Below are 21,279 nucleotides of genomic sequence, written 5' to 3' on the forward strand. Positions count from 1 at the left end.
ATAAAGTAATTACTTTTGTGTCGAAAAACCAAATTTAAGAGCTATTATTTTTCACCTTTTCATACCGGTAATGGCCGATTATTTTATAACTAAATAAACAATCTGCAAGTACTTGTCCCGCTCCAATATTATGTACAATCAAATGTCTTTGGCCATCCCTTGATTTTTGCTTTACAACGATGCCGATATGGGTTGTTCCACCCCCTAAATTCCAGCAGACGATATCTCCCGGTTGATACTCATTGGGGTCTTGCGATATTTTCTTTACTGTGCCGTGCCTCGAAAAGAATGTCATAAGATTGGGTACACGTCTATGGTCAATATTTTTATCCGGCTTGGTAAGTCCCCAATTTTTCGGGTATTTGCTGAAATTCGTTTTCATGTCTTCGTGTACTTCTTTTTGGAGGTCAATTTCCAATTTTCTATATGCCCGAATGACGACATCAGTGCAAACTCCTTTGTCTGGCGGTACATCCCCATTGGGGTAGTCAATCTGAAAATATGCAGGGTCGTACCGCACTTTCTGTTTTGTCAAAACGAGAGCGGAGTCCGCGAGTTGGTCATAAAAATTAGTTTGTCCAACTGCTGCACTTATTGTCAGTATGCAGAAGAAAATATTTGGTAGTGTCTTTGTCATAATATATTTTTCAAATCCTGTCTTTCTACAATAGCCAAGATTTCGACGATGTCATCATTTATTTTAAAGTAAATAGAATCAACTCCGCAAGCACAACGTTTGTATACTTTCTTTGCTGTCACACAAATATATGCAATAGTATTAAAAAACCATCTTTTATTGTGACAAAACTAACTTCCGGATGTTTATTTGCTAAAATAGTAATGTGGAAAGAATGAAGCTACATTGCAAGCAGCTAATTCACGATCCACTCCTTATTCATTGCAATTCTTAGGTCGCAACTTTCGGTTCCGGGATTTCCGTTTATGTTTAGTTCTTTTTGAGTAACCTTACCAAAGAAACTGTCATATACTTTATTGTTGTGTAGTGATTTAAATAAAGCATCCAATGCATCAGAATCCAAATTATTTTTTTTACAATCCAGGGTTCTCAAATTGATATTATTGCCGGTGTCAAGGCCGGTTATTTGATTATTGCTACAATTCAGGTCTATCAATGCTGGATTTTTGCTCACGTCCAAATTGGTTAATTTGTTTGTGTTGCAGTCCAATCTTTCCAATGCTGTATTGTTACTTAAATTCAGATTCGTTAATTGATTATTACTACAACCCAAACTGGTAAGCGCGGTATTGTTGTTAATGTCAAGGCTGGTCAATTGATTATTATTACAATGTAAACGTTTCAGTACTAAATTTTTATTTGCTTCAAATTTTTTTATCTGATTGCCACTAATATTTAATTCCCATAGGTCTGTATTCTTGCTAATGTCAAGACTTATTAACTGATTATTCTGACAGTGTAACCTTTTCAGTTTTGTATTTTTACTCACGTCCAAATCTGTTAACTGGGCATTAGGGCATAGCAAGTGCGTCAATTCGGTATTATGGCTTACATCCAGACTGGTTAACTGATTATAACCACAATATAATTCTTTTAGTAATGTGTTTTTTCTTACATCCAGGATTGCTAATTTTTCATTTTGATTAGCACCCAAATATGTCAGTGCTGGATTATTACTTATATCAAGGGTAGAAAATTGATTACTATTACAACTCAATTGTTCCAATGCCGGATTGTTACTCAAATCCAAATATGTTAATTGATTCATCATACAGTTCAAATGTGTCAACGCCGGATTTTTAGTTACGTCTAGACTTGTTAATCCATTATGCATGCAACTTACACCTGTGATAGTTCCGCCGGTGATGGTTATAGTATGGGTGGAAGAATTGGTGTAAACATGGCTCTTGGTTTCCGTTAGAGCTTTACCGTTGGGTAAAAGGGTTACTGTTATATCTGTTCCATCACCCCAATCAATGGTACATGTTCCTGAACCCGACAAATAAATCTTTACTTCTGATTTTTCAGTTGTCATTGTCATGATCGACAATGTTTCTCCTTCTTTGAAACTCGTTGTTATGAACAAGATGATAGCCAGAATTGGAAATACTATTATTTTCATTGGGTTATGATTGTTAAGTTACATGAAAAAATCTCTATTATAAAACGGATTTAATATTTCAACTTTCAGGTTTTTGTCGACTGCCCCATGTTCACTCGCATGCTACTGCACAAATATATGAAATAATATTAAATATCAGTCGTTTATTATCTCTATTTTATCATATTACCTGTTTTTATAAAATGTCTGACTGGATTATAGTCCTATGGATTTGTATTTATTGCAAATCAAATGTACTTTTGCACCGTAATTCAGTGAAAAAGATATGTTTTAGGGAACAAGCAGAACCCTGTCTGCTCTGAAAAAATATGAATAACAAGATAGTCAAAGCCCATATTGCATTATTTGCAGCTGCGAGTATGTGGGGACTTATGTCGCCGGTCGGTAAAATGGCGATGAACGCGGGTATTACGAGCCTGTCATTGACTTCGATGCGGATGATGGGGGCTGCTCTTTGCTTCTGGATAGCCTCTTTTTTTGCTCCCAAAGAAAAAGTTGCCAAGCGGGATTTTCTGCTATTATTTTTTGCCGGACTATTGGGAATTGTTTTCAATCAAGGCATGTTTATCTTTGGATTATCCCTTACATCACCCATAGATGCGACGATCATCACCACATCCTTACCGATTGTTACATTGATATTGGGAATCCTGTTTTTAAAGGAAGCGGTTATACCCATGAAGATCCTTGGAGTGGTGATAGGTGCTGTAGGAGCGCTGATCCTTATCTTGAGCAATTACAATAGTACCGGAATTTCCGGCAATATATGGGGTGATATGTTATGTCTATTCTCTCAGACTAGTTTTGCCTGCTATCTCACATTTTTTAAAGGGTTGATATCCCGGTATCATGTTTTCACGTTGATGAAGTGGATGTTTACCTATGCCTCTCTGTGCTTCATCCCCTTTTCATATCATGATTTATCAGAGATGATATCCTTGTCTTTTCCTGTTGGTGTTTGGTTGGAAGTCGGGTATGTTGTTTTTTTCGGGACTTTTTTTGCTTATGTGCTGATCATGGTAGGTCAAAAAACACTTCATGCAACGGTTGTGAGCATGTATAATTATATGCAACCTGTTGTCGGTACAATTGCTTCTGTTATTATCGGGATAGCAACATTCGGGTGGATAAAAGGGGTTGCTTCCGCATTGATATTTGTGGGAGTGTATATTGTGACACAAACGAAATCGAAGGTTTAGTATAATTTCGCCATTTTTTGCAGTGAAAGTCCGTTATTCTTTGCAATTGCTTTATTTGAAAGGCTATTTGCAGCCTGTTGTAGATATGATTGCTTATGTTTCATTTGTCAGTTTAGTTAACTCGTCAATGCATTTCTTCAAGTCTCTTATCCATTCAGGATTTATGGATGTGTCACCCTCTACTGCTCTTAAGTTTTGTTGAAGTAAAGGGAGAAATTCTTTGTCTTTCGTTTCAAGAATAGCTGCAAAAAGCAAATAACCGAATTCACCGCCAATTAGTTCTTGTTTTATTATTTCAACCACACGGCTATCTCCTCGCATCGCCAATCCAATGATAGCCTCATGTCTTGTCTCTCCATGTTTGTCGTTAGTCCTTTTCAACAAAGCCTCTCTGATGTTTTCGTTGTCGCTGTCTATTGACGATCCGATACCAAAGGTCGCCCAGTTTCGAACGTCATTGGATTTGTCGGTAGAGAGTTTTATCAAAGTTTCAATAGCTTTTGGACTTTCTATTCCAAGTAAAGAAAAAACCAATCCATCTTTTACCAACTGATTCGGGTTGTCAGAAAAAGAACAAAGGATTTCAATCTGCAATTTGGTCAATTTATCATTATTGTGTCCAATGGCGGATAGTAATGAATGCAGTACTTTTGGATCAGTTTCGGTTTTGAGTAAGTCGAAGTAGAGTTGTAAAGTTTTTTTCAAAAAAGGTCTTGACGATCCGCCTAATTGAGCTAAAATATCAATCCCAATTATTTTGTTTTTTGGCTTACTTGATTTTATCAGTTCTTCGCATTTTGAAAATAACTCTTTACTGGGTCGTCTTCTTAAAACATCCATATTGTCCCAATAAGTCTTGTCCGACCTGTTATTCATCAGTCGGAATATTAATTTATCGTCTGTCCAATCTTTTCTACTCATTTTCTTCAATGTTGTTTATTGTACAAGCATGTTTGGAAGTCTGTCTTGTCCCTTTAGCTACAAAAAGGAATTTGTGTCCGTTAATTATTCTCTTTTTCTTTTTATAATTGCCAAGCCGTTTATAGAAATACTTCTCAGTAATAACTGGTTGTGGGATGCTGAGTTTATTACCCTGTCCGTGCCCCTGTTTACTGGTCCCGATAGTTTCTTCCGGTCGGATTGTACATTCTTCAAATTTTTGATCAACACGCAAATATATGTAATAGTATTAGAAAATCAATTATTTATTAGGCAATTTTTCGTGTCCGCTACAATTTGTTGTATCCCCATTTGCCATTTTCCGAAGTGAAAGTCCGCCATTTTCCGAAGTTACATTGCATGATTCGTCATAAATGCTTAATTCTGCAGTAAATACAACTTATTATTGGAGGGAGATATACCACGATTGATAGACGAATGGCAAGATGCTCGTTCGACAGGTATTGCGTTCATTCTCACGGAACATATCCACCCTGACAACTGCGTCAACGATACTTGGAGATGTTAAAGCAAATTTATGATGGTACTTACCGGAGGTCAATATGCTTATAGGAGGCCGGACGGTGTTTACGTTGTACCTCTTGGGTGCTTGAAAGACTGACTTCTATGGCACATACTTCAAATCCCTTAAATCTTCCTCCTCATTTACCAGATGCGTTTTCCCGTTTGACAGTAAATAAACAGGATCGCAAATCTTTCGGATACGGCGATACATATGGTCGGTAATCAAAAAACCTTTGTTGACAGCTTCAGAAATAATGATCTTCTCTATTATATCATTATGTACGGGGCTGATATGGGTGAAAGGTTCATCGAGCAGTATAAATTGCGCGTCAGATTTTAGAATGATATACAATTCTACAAGGCGATGCATACCGCCTGAAAGCTCTCCGATCTTTGACTTTTCACGTCCCTGAAATTCGGGAAAGAGGTGTGCGAATGTTGTGAAATCGACACTGAAATCCCGAAAAATCTTTTTTAAAGAAAACCATTTTGGAATATAATAATGCTGAGGAAAGTAACGTATCAATTGGGGACGTGTATAGGCATAATCAAAATAAACATCGTCAATGCTAACCGATTTATCGCAAGCGAGTGTTCCGTATGCACCACGCATCAGACAAGATTTTCCGCTTCCGTTTTGTCCCAATAATCCCACAATATTACCGGTCTGAATTTTCAGGTAAACGTCCGAAAGGATAAGTCTTTCCTTGAATAGTAACCGGACGCTGCTTACTTCCAATATATGTTTCATTTTATCATTATATAAGTAACAAGAATATTTATCGGAGATTATAGGCCAAAATTATTAAAGCGAAGAATAGGAAAAGATCGAAAGCCAGGGAGAATATCCAAAGTATTTTTTTGGAAAGTCCAAAATTGTAAAAATAAAAATATTGCTGTTTTCGATAATCGTTTATAAGATAAAGTGATACTCCCATGGTGAATATCTTAAACCAAAATAATGCAGAATACGCTCCAATCCCGTTGTTCCATAAGAAAAATGCACAGGCCACGTTAACCAAAAGGGATACCCAGATGTAATAGCGATAAAAAGTGAATAAGAGCCCCGTTTTTCGAATAACTTGTTGAATGATCTTCATAGATAGTCTATTTTAGTCTGGATGATGTCAGGTTTGCCTTGATTCTACAAAGATGATGAAAAAAATAGAGATTAATTGATATTTAACTCAAAAAAATCGTTTCAGGATTGATGCAACCGAGGAGTAATAACCGCTGCCAAAGAGGTTGAGGTGTACCAATAGGTAATAGAGTTGGTACAATTCGATTTGGACATCATAATGAGTGGATTTGGGGATGATGTCGTGATAGGCATCATAGAAACTAGCACCGAAACCACCGAAGAGGCGGCTCATGGCAATATCTACCATGGAATGACCAAAATAGGCCGCAGGGTCGATTAGATAAGGGGTCCCATCAGTGGCGATCAGATAATTGCCACCCCAAAGATCGCCATGCAGCAATGATGGTTTTACATCACAGGAAATCTCCCGGAACAGACTGATAGCTTTCGCTTCCTCCGGTATCATATTGGGTTGTATCAATCCGGATTTGAGTGCCAATTGGAGTTGGGGGAGAATTCGTTCGAACCAGTAGAATATTGACCAGTCGCTATGTAGGTTATTTTGTTGGTGTAGGCTGCCGATAAAATTATCGGATATAAAACCGAAATCAGCCTGTGAACATTGGTGTAATTGGGCCAGTTGAGCGCCGAGACGTTGATAATCGGATGCATCCGGCCGTTTACTTTCCACATAATCCATCAGGAGAAAGGCTTGCCCCTCTATGGAGTCGACGAGATGCACCTGGGGAACAGTGATGGTTTTAGTTTTCTCAATCGCTTGTAGTCCTTTCTGCTCTGCCCGGAACATATCCGGGGCGAAAGGGGCATTGTTTACTTTCAGGAAATATTTACCCTTTTCCGTATCAACCCTATATGCTGAAGAGATATCTCCTCCGGAAACCGGTTTAAAAGAGAGGATCTTTTCAGCAAAGGTGTCTGATATGTAATTAGAGAGGGCTTTCATCTCATTTTTAAAGTTTGATTTTTGAATATAAACACATCTGCTGCTTGTCCCGTAGCGGAAAGAGGATGTACAATGCCAATTAAGAATAGAGCAACAATGATCTTCTTCATACGGTTAATATATTAAAGTGTAAGTAATCTGTCGTTGATCTGATTATCAGGCGTGCACCTTATATGCGAGCATTGAAGTTATTTCTCCAATGCTGCGATATTTTCTTTCAACAGGGCGATTTTGCTTTCGGCGTCTGCTTGTTTCTTGCGTTCTCCTTCCACGATTTCAGGTTTTGCATTCTGTACAAACCGTTCGTTGCTTAACTTCTTCAATACCGATTGCAAAAATCCTTCGGTATAGGTGAGTTCTGTCTTTAGCTTTTGCAATTCGGCTTCCACATCCATTTTCTCCGCCAGAGGGATACTGTATTCAGTGGTTCCTACCAGAAAACCGGCTGCTCCCGGTTGTTTTTCCGAGACAGAAGAGATGGATGAAAGGCGGCATACTTTGGCAATTACACTGTCGTATTGAGGGTTGTGCAGGCCGATCACCTGCAATTCCAGTTCATCCTTGTTGGGGATATTTTTTTCTAAGCGGATGGTACGTACAGCGGCAACAACCTCTTTCAGCATTTCGAAATCGGTCAGTAATATCTTGTCTACTGATGTTTGTGCCGGCTGGAGGGTAGTCATAATGCTATCGCCTTCTTTCCTGTCGTATAAAGCCTGCCATAGTTCTTCGGTAATAAATGGCATAAAGGGATGTAGCAATCGCATCAGCGCATCGAAATAATGCAATGTTATCTTGTAGGTTTCTGTGTCGATAGGCTGCTGGTAAGCCGGCTTGATCATTTCGAGATACCATGCCGAAAACTCATCCCAGAAGAGCTTGTAGAGCAACATCAGCGCTTCGGAGAGGCGGTATTTGGAGAAGAGGTCATCCAACTCGATGATAGTTTCGGAGAGTTTGCTCTGGAACCAGGCTGCGGCAATCTTTGCCGTCTCCGGTTGGGGAATGTTCCCGTCGGTTTCCCATCCCTTGATCAGACGGAAAGCGTTCCATATCTTGTTATTGAAATTACGTCCCTGTTCGCACATCGACTCGTCGAAAGGAAGGTCGTTCCCTGCGGGTGCAGTCAGCAACAATCCCATTCTGACACCGTCTGCGCCATATTTCTCCATCAACTCGATTGGGTCGGGAGAGTTACCAAGTTGTTTCGACATCTTGCGTCCCAGTTTATCGCGCACGATTCCTGTGAAGTAGACATTCCGGAAGCAGGGTTCGTTGCGGTATTCATATCCTGACATGATCATACGTGCCACCCAGAAGAAGATAATATCGGGGCCGGTCACCAGGTCGCTTGTGGGATAATAGTAGTTGATGTCCCTGTTATCGGGTTGGTTGATGCCGTCGAATACCGAGATAGGCCACAGCCACGAAGAGAACCATGTATCGAGCACATCCTCATCCTGTTTCAGGCCGTCGATAGTCAGCGGATAATCCACTTTTTCCAACGCCTTCTTAAGCGCTTCTTCGCGGGTCATGGCCACCACATACCCTCCCTGCGGCAGGAAGTAAGCCGGTATCCGGTGTCCCCACCACAACTGGCGACTGATGCACCAGTCCTTGATATTTTCCATCCAGTGGCGGTAGGTATTCTTATATTTTTCGGGATAGAAACGGATGGTGCCGTCCTCTACTGTCTCGATGGCTGGGCGCGCCAGATCGTCCATCTTCAGGAACCACTGCATCGACAATTTGGGTTCTATCGCTACATTGGTGCGTTCGGAGAAACCCACTTTGTTGGTGTAAGGCTCTACCTTTTCCATCAGGCCAGCCTCTTCCAGATCATTCTCGATCTGTTTGCGTACCTCGAAACGGTCCATTCCTACGTAGCGGTCTCCGTTTTCGTTCAGCGTACCATCCTGATTAAAAATATCTATAGAGGGCAGGTTGTATTTCTCTCCCAGCATATAGTCATTCACATCGTGTGCCGGTGTCACTTTCAGGCAGCCGGTACCGAACTCGATATCCACATATTCATCCTCAATGACGGGGATAGCACGTCCGGCTATGGGAATAATCACTTTCTTTCCTTTCAGATGGGCGTTTTTCGGATCATCGGGGTGGATACACATGGCGGTATCACCCATGATAGTTTCGGGTCGGGTAGTGGCAACGACAGCATAAGCACCGTCGGGATCACCCTCGATCTTATATCTTAAATAGTAGAGTTTACCGGTCACTTCCCTATGGATCACCTCTTCGTCGGAAAGAGCCGTGAGTGCTTTCGGGTCCCAGTTGACCATCCGTACGCCACGGTAGATTAATCCCTTGTCGTGCAGGTCACAAAATACTTTCAAAACACTCTCCGAACGGGTTTCATCCATGGTGAAAGCAGTCCTGTCCCAGTCGCATGAAGCCCCCAGTTTCTTCAACTGCTCCAGGATGATTCCCCCATGTTCGTCTGTCCACTCCCATGCATGTTTCAGGAACTCATCGCGACTGAGGTCGTTTTTCTTGATGCCCTGCGAAGCAAGCCTGTTGACCACCTTTGCTTCAGTGGCGATGGAGGCATGGTCTGTACCGGGCACCCAACAGGCGTTCTTTCCCTGCATCCGAGCCCTGCGTACCAGTACATCCTGGATCGTGTTGTTGAGCATATGCCCCATGTGTAATACGCCGGTGACATTGGGTGGGGGAATGACGATAGTGTACGGTTCACGGTTATCGGGTTCGGAGTGGAACAATTTGTTGTCCATCCAGTATCTGTACCATTTCTCTTCTACCTCTGCAGGGTTGTATTTGCTTGCAATCTCCATAAATTCACATCTAAATTGAAGTGCAAAAGTACAAAAAGTATCCCAAATCCAAATTATTCAGCGTATAGGAGATAGGGTTTGCGGCGTACTTTGAATTTCTCCACATCACACGACCATTTTTTCCTGATCTCTTCGGCGGATTTTCCGGTGATAATATCTTTGCGGATGTAGTCTACACCGACCAGCTTTTCAAAGAAAGAGGAGAAGAATTTTTCACCCATATTCAGGCTGTTATAGGCGTCAATCACATGGGAGAGGTCGAATCCGTTTTTCCAAATCTGTTCATTGGGTATATTCCGCAGGTCTACTCCGTAGCACTTTTTATCGAGTAACGGGGGGTTCTTGGCACCCGGCACACTCCGTGGCGTAAAAGAAAAATCAGCCTCTTTATATTCCGGATGGCCATATACTTCAAACGGGAACGAAGTACCCCGTCCCAGGCTCATCACTGTACCTTCGAAAAGGCAAGTGGAAGGATAGAGGTAGATAGAATGGATGTTGGGCAGGTTGGGTGATGGGGCTATAGGCAACACATAGCGGGTCTGATGGGTGTAATTCTCACACGGAACAACGGTCAGATCGCACACCCTGCCTTCCGGAAGCCACTTCTCTCCGTTGATCATCAGCGCCAGTTCCGCAAGTGTCATGCCGTGGACGACCGGAATAGGGAGCCATCCTACGCCCGATTTATGTTTCATGTCGAGGATCGGTCCATCCACATAAAATCCGTTTGGGTTAGGACGGTCCAGTACGATCATCTTTTTCCCATACTCCGTACAGACATCCATCAATTGGGCCATTGTGACATAATAAGTATAAAAACGGAGCCCTACATCCTGTAGATCAAACAACAGTACATCGAATTGCGCCATTGTCTCGGGTGAAGGTTTTCTGGTTCCGCTGCCGAATAGTGACCAGATAGGAACGCCTGTCTTTTCGTCGATCGAATTGGAAACATGTTCACCTGCATCTGCCGTCCCGCGAAAGCCATGTTCGGGAGAAAAAATGCCCACTACATTAAGGTGGTTCCTGACCAGCATGTCCACCAGATGCTCGTCTCCGGCCATTCCGGTCTGGTTGGTCATTAACGCAACCCGTTTACCCTTTAACAAAGGAAAATAAATATCCGTCCGCTCAGCCCCCACTTTTACAGGTGCTTCATTTTGTGCGAAAATAAATGCAGTAAAGAACAAAATTGGGAGTAAAATATATTTTTTCATATCATTGTATAGTTAGAGCCAAGAATCAAGATCCAAGACATATATTATATGGTTTGAGAAAGAGAAATTCACCTCACCCTTCATTGGCACATTGATCATTCCGTTTTTTTATTCGAGTACTTCTGTTGTTTATGAAGCTGGTCGAATTCAGATTCAAGTGTGATCAATTCTTTTTTTATTTCAGTCAGCCGACTGAGTACTTCCACCCGCTTTCCCTCCTCATCTTTTTTAGATTTCAGAGTCTGTCTGGCTCCTTCCAGAGTCATCCCCTTCTCCTTTACAAGATGGTAGACTATTTCTACCTGCTGTATATCCTCCCGGGTGTACTGTCGGGTGCCTCCGGCTGTTTTTTTCGGTTTGATATTCTCGAATTCCTTCTCCCAAAATCTTAATAACGAGATGTTTACCGCAAAATGGTCGGCTACCTCCTGAATGGAATAGAAGAGCCGTTTCTCGTCAAATTGAATTGGTTTCTTTCTTTTTCCCATGATACATTTATTTATATTTTTTCGCGATATAAATGATAGAGCTTGATTGTCCCGGATCGGTCAAGGAGCGTAAAAAACCTGTTACACCGATCACAAATGCCCTGATGTATTTTGTCAGGAGATTACTTCGCCTGTATTTTTCACTTAAGAGTGAGATGTAGAAAGCATCCAGAGGCATACGCACTTTCTTTACAACTTGCAGGTGGTGTTTGGCGAGCAGTTTTTCGACGGTTTCGGGCGAGAAATGCCAGAGATGACGGGGTATATCGTATGCAGCCCAGTGTTCTTTATAGAATCCCGCATCGTAAGAGTGACAGTTAGGAAGTGCAATTACAACAATTCCTTCAGGAGTGATGATCTCCTCTATTTTATGGATGGTTTCATTCAATTTTTCCAGATGCTCCAGTACATGCCAGAGGGTAACAGCGTCGAAAGAAGCGCTCTCTGTTTCCCAAAGAGCGTTTTCATCTTTTACTGTCACTCCGGAACGGATTGTGGCACTCTTTCGGGTTTTTTCGTCTTTCTCTATGCCTGTCACGCTCCATCCCTCTTCTTTGGCCGCCTGCAGGAAATAACCCGTGCCGCAGCCAATATCCAGCAGCCGGATTGGATCGCCGGTTGTATGAGTTGCTACCAGCTTTACTTTCTTCCGGAGCATTTGTTTTCTAAAGTAGTGGTATAACCGGTTAATCACTCCTTTATCGGAATCGGAGTGAGAGATATAATCGGGAGAATCATAATATCTGCCGATGGTTTCCTCCGAAGGAAAGTTGTTTGTGAACCTGAATCCGCAATGGAGGCATTCACATACAGGAAACATTTCCTGGCTTGAGAAATGATCCACTGTATCAAAAACTTTCTGCAAATCGTTACTTCCGCAAATCGGACAGAATGTAATTGCAATAGTTGACATATATCCTTTTTAACGAAAAGTAAAAGTACGATTATTCACGGTGATAAACAAATTTTTTATTTATGATTAAAGTGGATTTCTGTAAAATAGATCTTAACACTAATCAGGAACCTATTAATTGTATTTGGGATAATTTTTACACCACTTGGGACAAATATTATACACTACTGAATATATGAATCCTAATTTTGTATGCGATATCCTGAATTTTATTTTTTGTTCAAATAATAAATCAAAAATATTTGCTTTGCTTGTTTAAGAAATTGTAATGGCTTATCTTTGTACCCCCCGAATATATTCGGAAAAGAGGTGAAAAAATAACAAAATACATCTAATCGGCTTTAATGAATTGTAATGGAAATTTTGTTTACTCGTTCTAGATCAAAAAGATAATATTAATTCCTATTGTTTGAAGGCAATAAAAATCGGGCGATGTCTGTGAGTGGGGATTAACTATAAATTTATGCTTTGGCTACTTGTCTGCGGAGGTATTAATATATATTCAATATATTATTCTCAATTACTTAACAACCTAAAATAATCAGAAATGCTAAAAAAAATCAAAGAAAAGTTTTCATTGGGATTTATTGCAAGTTTACTTGTGATAGGTCTGTCGGCTACAAGTTGTAGCCAGGAAGGAGGGTATCAAGGGCCCACCCCTACCGAACCGACCGATCCTTCGAAGCCGGTAATTTTTACCGATTTCTCTCCTAAAGAGGGACCTGTCCGGACATTGGTTTTCATTGAAGGATCCAATTTCGGAACGGATATTTCGAAAATAGAAGTAGTCATTGGAGGTATACCAGCTCCTGTGATTGGCTCTTCAGGTTCGAAAATTGCCGCAATGGCACCCCGGCGTTCCAATAGAGGGGATGTGGTTGTGCGCATCAAGGACGTGAATGGAAAAGTGGTAAAGGAGCATGAATTTGGAGATATTTTTGTCCTCCATACAGCCTTGCAGGTGAATACGCTGACTGGTAAGGTGGATCCGCAAACCAACTCTTCCAGTATTATCAATGGTAGTTTTGAAGAGGCTGAATTTCAAAATCCCTGGTGGTTGGAATTCGACAAAGACCCGGAAACAGGAGACAAGATTCTTTATTGTATAGATGCGGAGAACCTTGCAGCACTTCGAAAAATTAATCTGACAACAAGGGAAGTTTCTACCGTATTTATGAAAGGCCAGGCCGGTGTGCACCAGGTGAAGTCGATGTTGTTCGACACTCCTACAAGGGATACGCTGTTCCTGGTAGACGATAACGGTCGCGGAAGCTGGAATGACAGGCACCAGATGCCTAATATGTTTTATGCCCTTCGCAACGAAGGATTCAGAAAGGTTTATCCTTATCTCTACGCCCAGTGTTCTTATTCTGCCGTATCAATGGGTGACGGTACTATTTTTTACAATACATGGACCTCTTCGGAAGTGTACAAGGCCCGACAGGTATTTGACCAACAGAGCCAGATGTGGGATGGAAAGTCGTTATTTAGTGTGAAAGCTAATTCAAGTGACCATGTATTTATGATCAGGCATCCTGAAGATAAATATGTGTATATGACAGGATTCCATGGTGTATATCGATGTGCCTATGATAAAGAGAAGAAAGAACTGGTTTCGTCTGTACTTCATGTGGGGGCCATTGGCGGCGGATCAGGTTATGAAGATGCACCGGGTAGTGCAGCACGATTCAATCGTCCACGTCAGGGTGTATTCGTGAAGAATCCTAAGTATGTACAGGAAAATAAAGAAGATGTGTATGACTTCTATCTTTGCGATCATAACAACAATGCCATCCGGAAGATAACTCCCGACGGTGAAGTCAGCACTTTTGCCGGACGTGGTAGTGTAGGTATTGACGGCAGGGTATGGGGTTGGATTGACGGGGAAGCCCGTGAGACTGCCCGCTTCAGAGAGCCTTGCGGAATAGCATATGATCCGGAAGAGGAAATCTTCTATGTGGCAGACCGTGAAAACAAGCGTATTCGCACCATTTCTGTCGAATAAATCAATTGAATCAAAGGAATAAAAACACGAAAAAGATGAAGAAATATATTCTAACCATTTTATGTTTGGTTATATATGCAATGGGCGTATCTGCTCAGAAAAAGAGTGTGCAGGTCTCCGGAACCATTGTAGATGAGCAAGGTCTTCCCTTGATTGGTGCGACTGTAATTGTAAAGGACAGACCCGGTTTGGGGGTGGCTTCCGATATCGACGGGAAATATAAATTGACAGTTGAATCGTTCCAATATCTGGTATTCTCCTATCTTGGCTACGAAACCCAGGAGCACTTGGTGAAAGATCAGGATATTGTCCTTGATATCGTGATGGAAGAGTCAAAAGCCAACGTGCTCGATGAAATCACGGTTACAGGTATGGGACCCCAGAAAAAAGTGACGGTTACCGGGGCGATCACTACGGTAGATGTGACAACGCTACGGACCCCGGTTTCGAGTATTAGTAATGCTTTGGCCGGTAATGTTGCCGGAGTTTTGGCCATGCAGCGTTCAGGACAGCCGGGATCCAATACCTCCGAATTCTGGATACGTGGTATCTCTACATTCGGAGGTAGCTCAAGCGCCTTGATCCTGGTAGATGGATTTGAACGTAGTATGGATGAGCTCAATATAGAAGATATCGAATCGTTCTCAGTATTGAAAGATGCTTCTGCCACGGCGATCTATGGTTCACGTGGTGCCAACGGGGTTATATTGATCAATACGAAAAGAGGGAATGAAGGTAAGGTAGAGGTGAATGCCAAGTCGGAATATACCTGGACCACCCGTACCCGTACCCCCAAATTTGCAGATGGGCTTACCTATGCTTCTATGGCCAATGAAGCCCGCGTATCCCGCAATCAGAGGCCGATTTACTCCGATCAGGAATTGATGATGATCGGCGAGCAGTTAGATCCGGATATCTATCCGAATGTAGACTGGATGGATCTTTTATTAAAGGATGGCGCTCCCACCTACCGTGCCTCATTGAGCGTAAAGGGTGGAGGATCGAAAGCAAGGTATTATCTCTCCGGGAGCTTTCTCGATGAAGGAGGGATGTACCATGTGGACAAGAATATGAAACAATACGATACCAATGCCAATTACCAGCGGTATAACTATCGTATGAATATTGATATGAACATCACCGAAACAACCCTGATCCAGGTGGGTATCGGAGGCGCACTGGAAAAAACGAATCGTTCCGGTGCGATAAACACTGATGATATCTGGTATTCGATTTTCGGTTATAACCCCATTACTCTGCCAATCATGTATTCAAACGGATATGTGCCGGTCATGATGTCAGAAGGTACGATAACATCATCTTGGGAAGCTATTTATAATCCGTGGACAGCCGCTACACAGACAGGATATTCAGAGATATGGAAAAATACCATTAATTCGAATATTACGTTGGAGCAAAATCTTAAATTTATCACGGAAGGTTTGAAATTTATCGGTCGTTTCGGATACGATACATTTAATTACAATTATATACAGCGCCGGAAGAATCCGGAGATGTGGAGAGCTGAGCGTCAACGAAATTCTGACGGACAGATAGTATTTAACCGTGTGGTACCCGAGCGTTTGATGAGCCAAGGCTCTTCAGCGTCAGGCGATAGAAAGGAGTTTGCAGAAGCGGAACTTTCGTATGGCAGAACCTTTGGCGATCACAATGTAGGTAGTGTGCTCAAATATACCCATGACAATTATGTGAATACTTCAGGTTATGGTGGAGATATTATGGCCGGAATTGCCCGCCGCCATCAGGGGTTGGCCGGAAATTTCTCTTACGGATATAAGAATCGCTACCTTCTCAATTACAATTTTGGTTATAACGGTTCCGAAAACTTTGCCAAAGGGCATCAATTTGGTTTCTTCCCTGCTTATTCAGGAGCCTGGAATGTGGCAGAAGAGAGCTTTATCAAGGACAACCTGAGTTGGTTGGGTATGTTGAAAATCCGTTATTCCTATGGAGAAGTAGGGACAGACAACTCTTCTTCCCGCTTCCCTTATCTGGCTGACTTCGGAAATTATAATCGTGCCACAGGTGCAGGTGAAGAAGCGGTCGGTTATAATTGGGGAGATTTGGGAAGTCCCGCTCGCCCCCCCTTCCGATATTCAGGATTGACCTATACGCGTGTATCTTCGAATAATGTAACCTGGGAGATTGCCAAGAAGCATGACCTGGGATTGGATCTCTACCTCTGGAATGATAAATTTGGCTTGACTGTCGACTATTTCAATGAAAGGCGTGATGGTATCTATATGAGGCGAGATTATTTGCCCGATATGGTTGGTATCCAGGGAACGAATCCTTCTGCAAACGTGGGAAGCGTGAAAACCAGAGGGTTCGACGGTAACTTCAAATTTGATCAGAAAATCGGAGAAGTCGGGATGCAGGTAAGGGGTAACTTCACTTACAGCAAGAACGAGATCACCGAAGCCGATGAGATGGTCAACCGTTACCCCTACCTTCGTCGTACCGGATACCGTGTGGATCAGGCCAAAGGTCTGGTGGCGCTGGGACTTTTCAAGGATTATGAGGATATCCGCAACAGTCCCCGTCAGGATTTTGGAGACCAGAGAGACGTGATGCCCGGTGATATCAAATACAAGGATATCAATGGTGATGGAATCATTAATAACGATGATGTTATTGCCATTGGCGCTACTACCCGTCCGAATTTAATCTATGGTCTCGGTATCTCTGCTAGCTGGAAAGGTTTTGATTTCAACCTCCACTTCCAGGGTGCCGGAAAGTCCAATTTCTTTATCAATGGATTTACAGTATATCCGTTTGTCAATGGAGAGTGGGGTAATATCCTGGATGAGATGGCAAATTCCAACCGCTGGATCCAGGGTGTCAATGAAGACCCGAATGCCGAATATCCCCGTTTGAGTTACGGTGGAAATGCCAACAACTACCGTGCGTCCACCTATTGGTTACGCGATGGTTCCTATTTGCGCCTGAAAACATTGGAGATGGGGTATACTTTACCCAAAGTGCTGACCAACAGGTTCTATGTAAATAAAATGCGTTTCCATGTTATCGGCCAGAACATATTGACATTCTCCAGCTTCAAACTCTGGGATCCGGAAATGGGAAGTTCTAACGGGATGAAATATCCATTGGGAAAGACAGTGACATTTGGATTGACTGTTAATCTTTAAATGTTGAATCATATTAGAAAAAACAAATTTAATAAGATGAAGAAAAAATATATTCTATTAAGCGTTATCATCAGTCTGGGAATATTTTTCCAATCCTGTTCCGACTTTTTGAGTGTGGAACGCTATTTCAACGACAGGCAGGACCTGGAGCGTATATTCAACAGCAGGGATTATACTGAGGAATGGCTTGCCAACGCCTATTACCAGTTACTATCTTTTAATCTGGAAATAGGTCATGTGCGCTTTACGCTTACCAATTACTCGGATGATATGATCTTTACCGAGGGAGGTGCAGGGATTTCTTTCTCGAATTATAAGTTCGGCCAGTATGGCCCGCAATACGGTGGTAATGTCAATGCCCTTATTGCACGACCGTGGGATCAATCTTATGAGGGGATCCGCCAGGCTTCTATCTTTTTACAGCATGTTCACCCCGGACCCGAAATTACCGAGGAGATGTACAAAGATCTCAAGGGGCAGGCTTACTTTATCCGTGGCTATCTCTATTGGCTCTTGTTGCGGAAATATGGTCCTGTGCCAATCCTTCCTGATGAAGGGCTCGATTATGAATCATCCTATTCGGATTTGGCTCGTCCCAGAAATTCATACGATGAATGCGTGGAGTATATCTCTGAACAGATGTTGTTGGCTGCTGAGTTGTTAGAGAGTAAGCGGAGTAGTGCAACTGCTTCCCGTCCGACCAAAGGCGCTGCGCTGGCGGTACGTGCCAAGGCATATCTATATGCGGCAAGCCCGTTAATGAATGGAAACAAGGAGATGGCGTCCTTCGTAGACGACAAGGGAAGACAACTTATTTCTCAGGAATATAGTGAAGAGAAATGGGCAAAAGCTGCTGCTGCCGCCTTAGATGTAATGAAATTGGGCCGATATGAGATCTACGTGGTTCCCAGACGATTAAATGGAGGACTCTGGGGAGCCTATCCCAAGACCATTGAACCTCCCTATCATCCGGTGTATTCTGAGAAGAGCTGGAAGGAAGGCGGATGGAAGGATATCGATCCGCTGGACTCTTACCGTGCCTTGTTTAATGGCGACCTTTACGTTGCGGAAAACCCGGAATTGATCTTCTCTCGCGGTGATAACCAATTGAATGACGAATATGGTATACAGTCTATGACCCGTCACCAGATGCCGGTAAGCAGGGGTGGAGGATGGAATTGCCATGGTATCACCGGTAAGCAGTGTGATGCTTATGCGATGAATGACGGCAAGCCATTCGACAGGAATATCAGTCCGAAAGGTTTTACACAGCGTGATGGAGAGTATCCCTACCTGAGAAAAGATGTGTGGCTGGAATATGCCAACCGGGAGCCCCGTTTCTATGCGTCGGTGGCTTTTAGTGGTGCTCATTGGGCCAATGTAAGTGCGAAAGATGCCACTAACCGTGATTTCCAGACATTTTACTATTATGGTGAAGATGACGGACGAAAAATTGTGAGTACCGACGACCGCTGGATACCGACCGGCATCGGAATGATGAAATTCGTCAATCCTAAGGAAAGTTATAAGGACGGAACTGTATATCCTAAGGTAGACCCGGCTATCCGTTATGCGGATATCCTGTTGATGTATGCCGAGGCATTGAACGAACTGACAACTACCCATCAGGTTAAGTCATGGGATGGTAGTGAAACCTATTCTATTTCGCGCGACGTGGCTGCTATGAAGGCTGCCGTACTTCCGGTACGTCTGAGGGCCGGATTACCCAATTTCGATGAAATTGGTATGGGTGATCCTTATGCGAGCGCAGAAGCATTAAGGGCACAGATCAAACGTGAACGCCAGATTGAGTTCTTAGGAGAAAATCAACGCTATTACGACCTTCGTCGCTGGAAAGATGCTCCGGAGGAAGAAAGCCAGATGATTTACGGTTGCAATACTACTGTTCCGAAAGAATATCGCGAATACTTCTATGAACAGGTTGTAGTTCCCAGTGTGCAAACTTCATGGTCAATGAAAAAATATTTCTGGCCGATTGCTTACGATGAATTGAAAAGGAATGCCCGCCTGACCCAGGCACCCGGATGGCCTTCATTTGATTAATTCAGCATTAAAAAATACAATAATATGAAAAGATTTTATATATATTTGACTGTACTGATTGGTGTGTTTTTTATTCTTTCCGGTTGTAATGACGAATGGGAAAGTGAATTATATAGCAGAATGATATCACTGAAGGCACCTATCAACAGAGATGACGTGTCGGTTATCTACTTGAGATACAAACCTAATAATGAGTCGGTAACGTTTAAACTTCCGGTTATCGTAAGCGGATCACGCAAAAATGACAAGGACTATATGGTCCGTATTAGTGTGGATAACGATACGCTTGATTACCTGAATCTCGATAAATATACTGATCGTTCTGACCTATATTACAAACAATTGCCTGAGAATTTCTTCAGCTTCCCGTCACAAACCTGCCATATCCCGGCTGGTACTGATGTGGCACATTTTAACATTGACTTCAATTTTTCAGGGATTGATCTTGTAGAGAAATGGGTTTTACCGCTGACCGTCTTACCCGATCCTTCCTATAAGCTGAACACCTATAAGGGTAGGCAGAAAGCTTTGCTCTGGGTAATGCCGTTTAACGACTATTCCGGTACTTATAATGCTGCAAGTATGTATGTTTATTTTGGGGATAATACTACCAGATACATGACCGCCAGCACCCGTGAGACCAGGGTTGTAAATGACAATACTATCTTCTTTTATGCCGGTATTACCGAAGAACTGGCAGAGAACAGGGGTAAATTCAAAGTAAAATGTGAATTCCTGGAACCCACGGTGGAAGAGATCATAGATTCGAAAACTGAAGAAGGCACAGGCCTTTTCATAAAGAGAGGTAAATTGTCATTGACTGCGGATAATCCGGCTTTGGAATTCGAGGTTATCGGTGAACCGAGCTATGAAATCAAGGAAGAACTGGATATCGATCGCCCGCATATTGTGAAGCGTTTCTTTACGTTGACGATGGAATACAGGTATAAAGACGCTGAATCAAGTGACAATATAGTATTCCCTTATAGATGTAAGGGTACGATGTTGATGCAACGTAATGTAAGTAAACTGATCCCGGATGAAGACCAGGCTATATTCTGGTAAACAGAAAGGTTCCCTTTAAATAATAAATGTCTCCAAATGCCATTCAGGGTTTAATCCCATGGTATTTTGGAGACATTTGATTTTATAAATATTCTCTTGGGTGCTGTTTATGTTGTGATTGAAATCACATTATCACCAAACTCCTTGATCACACATCCCAGGATAAGATGAATATGGACGATATCCTTCTTTGATATTTTCACAGGTTCGTGTACAAGTCGGCCATCCGGATATGTTTTCAGGTTGGAACTATAACCTATGATATAATCTTCTCCTCCATCCTGAAGCTTTTTTGTAAATGCAACTTCACTTGTCTCCACATAATAATTTCTTCCCCATACGATAAGACCTAAATCAATCACTTGCTTGAGCATAAGGATCGACCCGGACGGATATTCCGGCATACTATCCCCATAGTGATAGATGGCTGATGTGGCCTCCGGAAATAACTTACCGGTATCAATCCATTCACGCGTATTATATGATTCCCCTGTATCGGCTCTTTTTTTTCCTTTTTTGACGGCAATCGGGGCATTATCATGTAGGGGTATCCTATACTTCTCCCCTTCCTTAGACAGTTATTACTCTCAATTAAGTTAGTTTCTCGGGACCGCCCCGCGGGGCGGTCCCGAGAAACTAAGCGGCCGCCCGGAACATCTCTTCCGGGGTTTTATAGCCCAATGACTGGTGGGGTCTTTCCCTGTTATAAAACTCAATATACTCTTTTATCTTGT

16 protein-coding genes are annotated in these 21,279 nt (G+C 42.4%); 5 read left to right on the forward strand and 11 right to left on the reverse strand.

Annotated features, from left to right (window positions below; genetic code table 11):
- Positions 1-34: 34 nt before the first annotated feature.
- Both VB073_RS05660 and VB073_RS05665 read right to left on the reverse strand, forming a co-directional pair.
- On the reverse strand, positions 35-637 hold the full coding sequence (locus VB073_RS05660) for a DUF1287 domain-containing protein (protein ID WP_323403167.1): 603 nt from the start codon (positions 635-637) through the stop codon (positions 35-37).
- 235 nt (positions 638-872) lie between these two features.
- Positions 873-2,099: a hypothetical protein gene (locus VB073_RS05665; RefSeq protein WP_323403168.1), complete on the reverse strand. Its 1,227-nt coding sequence runs from the start codon at positions 2,097-2,099 to the stop codon at positions 873-875.
- 308 nt (positions 2,100-2,407) lie between these two features.
- Between VB073_RS05665 and VB073_RS05670 the strand changes: the two genes are divergently transcribed.
- Positions 2,408-3,298 carry a DMT family transporter gene (locus tag VB073_RS05670; protein WP_323403169.1) on the forward strand — a complete coding sequence of 297 codons (891 nt, stop codon included), beginning with the start codon at positions 2,408-2,410 and terminating at the stop codon, positions 3,296-3,298.
- Positions 3,299-3,391: 93 nt separating this feature from the next.
- Here VB073_RS05670 and VB073_RS05675 read toward each other — a convergent pair whose 3' ends face one another.
- The 7 genes from VB073_RS05675 to VB073_RS05705 form a co-directional block, all read right to left on the reverse strand.
- The gene (locus VB073_RS05675) at positions 3,392-4,219 is read right to left on the reverse strand and encodes a hypothetical protein (RefSeq protein ID WP_323403170.1); all 828 of its coding nucleotides are present in this window, start codon (positions 4,217-4,219) and stop codon (positions 3,392-3,394) included.
- A 643-nt stretch (positions 4,220-4,862) separates the two neighbouring features.
- Complete coding sequence (locus tag VB073_RS05680; RefSeq protein WP_323403171.1) at positions 4,863-5,513, reverse strand: ATP-binding cassette domain-containing protein; 651 nt, start codon at positions 5,511-5,513, stop codon at positions 4,863-4,865.
- Positions 5,514-5,949: 436 nt separating this feature from the next.
- Positions 5,950-6,807, reverse strand: coding sequence for a fructosamine kinase family protein (locus VB073_RS05685; protein WP_323403172.1), 858 nt, complete (start codon positions 6,805-6,807; stop codon positions 5,950-5,952).
- Positions 6,808-6,995: 188 nt separating this feature from the next.
- Positions 6,996-9,620, reverse strand: a complete 2,625-nt coding sequence (locus VB073_RS05690; RefSeq protein ID WP_323403173.1) for a valine--tRNA ligase — start codon at positions 9,618-9,620, stop codon at positions 6,996-6,998.
- Positions 9,621-9,673: 53 nt separating this feature from the next.
- On the reverse strand, positions 9,674-10,840 hold the full coding sequence (locus tag VB073_RS05695) for a DUF1343 domain-containing protein (protein ID WP_323403174.1): 1,167 nt from the start codon (positions 10,838-10,840) through the stop codon (positions 9,674-9,676).
- A 95-nt stretch (positions 10,841-10,935) separates the two neighbouring features.
- Positions 10,936-11,328, reverse strand: a complete 393-nt coding sequence (locus VB073_RS05700; RefSeq protein WP_323403175.1) for a MerR family transcriptional regulator — start codon at positions 11,326-11,328, stop codon at positions 10,936-10,938.
- Positions 11,329-11,335: 7 nt separating this feature from the next.
- On the reverse strand, positions 11,336-12,241 hold the full coding sequence (locus tag VB073_RS05705) for a class I SAM-dependent methyltransferase (RefSeq protein WP_323403176.1): 906 nt from the start codon (positions 12,239-12,241) through the stop codon (positions 11,336-11,338).
- Positions 12,242-12,788: 547 nt separating this feature from the next.
- Between VB073_RS05705 and VB073_RS05710 the strand changes: the two genes are divergently transcribed.
- Genes VB073_RS05710 through VB073_RS05725 form a run of 4 tightly spaced genes read left to right on the forward strand, consistent with a single transcriptional unit; the run spans position 12,789 to position 20,545 of the window.
- Positions 12,789-14,246: an IPT/TIG domain-containing protein gene (locus VB073_RS05710; RefSeq protein ID WP_323403177.1), complete on the forward strand. Its 1,458-nt coding sequence runs from the start codon at positions 12,789-12,791 to the stop codon at positions 14,244-14,246.
- Between the two features lie 35 nt (positions 14,247-14,281).
- Entirely contained in the window at positions 14,282-17,416 is a 3,135-nt protein-coding gene (locus VB073_RS05715; RefSeq protein ID WP_323403178.1) for a TonB-dependent receptor, read from the forward strand.
- Positions 17,417-17,452: 36 nt separating this feature from the next.
- The gene (locus VB073_RS05720) at positions 17,453-19,480 is read left to right on the forward strand and encodes a RagB/SusD family nutrient uptake outer membrane protein (protein WP_323403179.1); all 2,028 of its coding nucleotides are present in this window, start codon (positions 17,453-17,455) and stop codon (positions 19,478-19,480) included.
- A 24-nt stretch (positions 19,481-19,504) separates the two neighbouring features.
- Positions 19,505-20,545: a DUF4973 domain-containing protein gene (locus VB073_RS05725; protein ID WP_323403180.1), complete on the forward strand. Its 1,041-nt coding sequence runs from the start codon at positions 19,505-19,507 to the stop codon at positions 20,543-20,545.
- A gap of 107 nt (positions 20,546-20,652) precedes the next feature.
- On the opposite strand, the gene VB073_RS05730 is transcribed toward VB073_RS05725, so the two are convergent.
- Positions 20,653-20,949, reverse strand: a complete 297-nt coding sequence (locus tag VB073_RS05730) for a hypothetical protein (protein ID WP_323403181.1) — start codon at positions 20,947-20,949, stop codon at positions 20,653-20,655.
- A gap of 232 nt (positions 20,950-21,181) precedes the next feature.
- Entirely contained in the window at positions 21,182-21,274 is a 93-nt protein-coding gene (locus VB073_RS17425; RefSeq protein ID WP_416349505.1) for an integrase core domain-containing protein, read from the reverse strand.
- Between the last annotated feature and the right edge of the window lie 5 nt (positions 21,275-21,279).

This window comes from Proteiniphilum sp. (assembly GCF_034927365.1).
GTDB lineage: Bacteria > Bacteroidota > Bacteroidia > Bacteroidales > Dysgonomonadaceae > Proteiniphilum.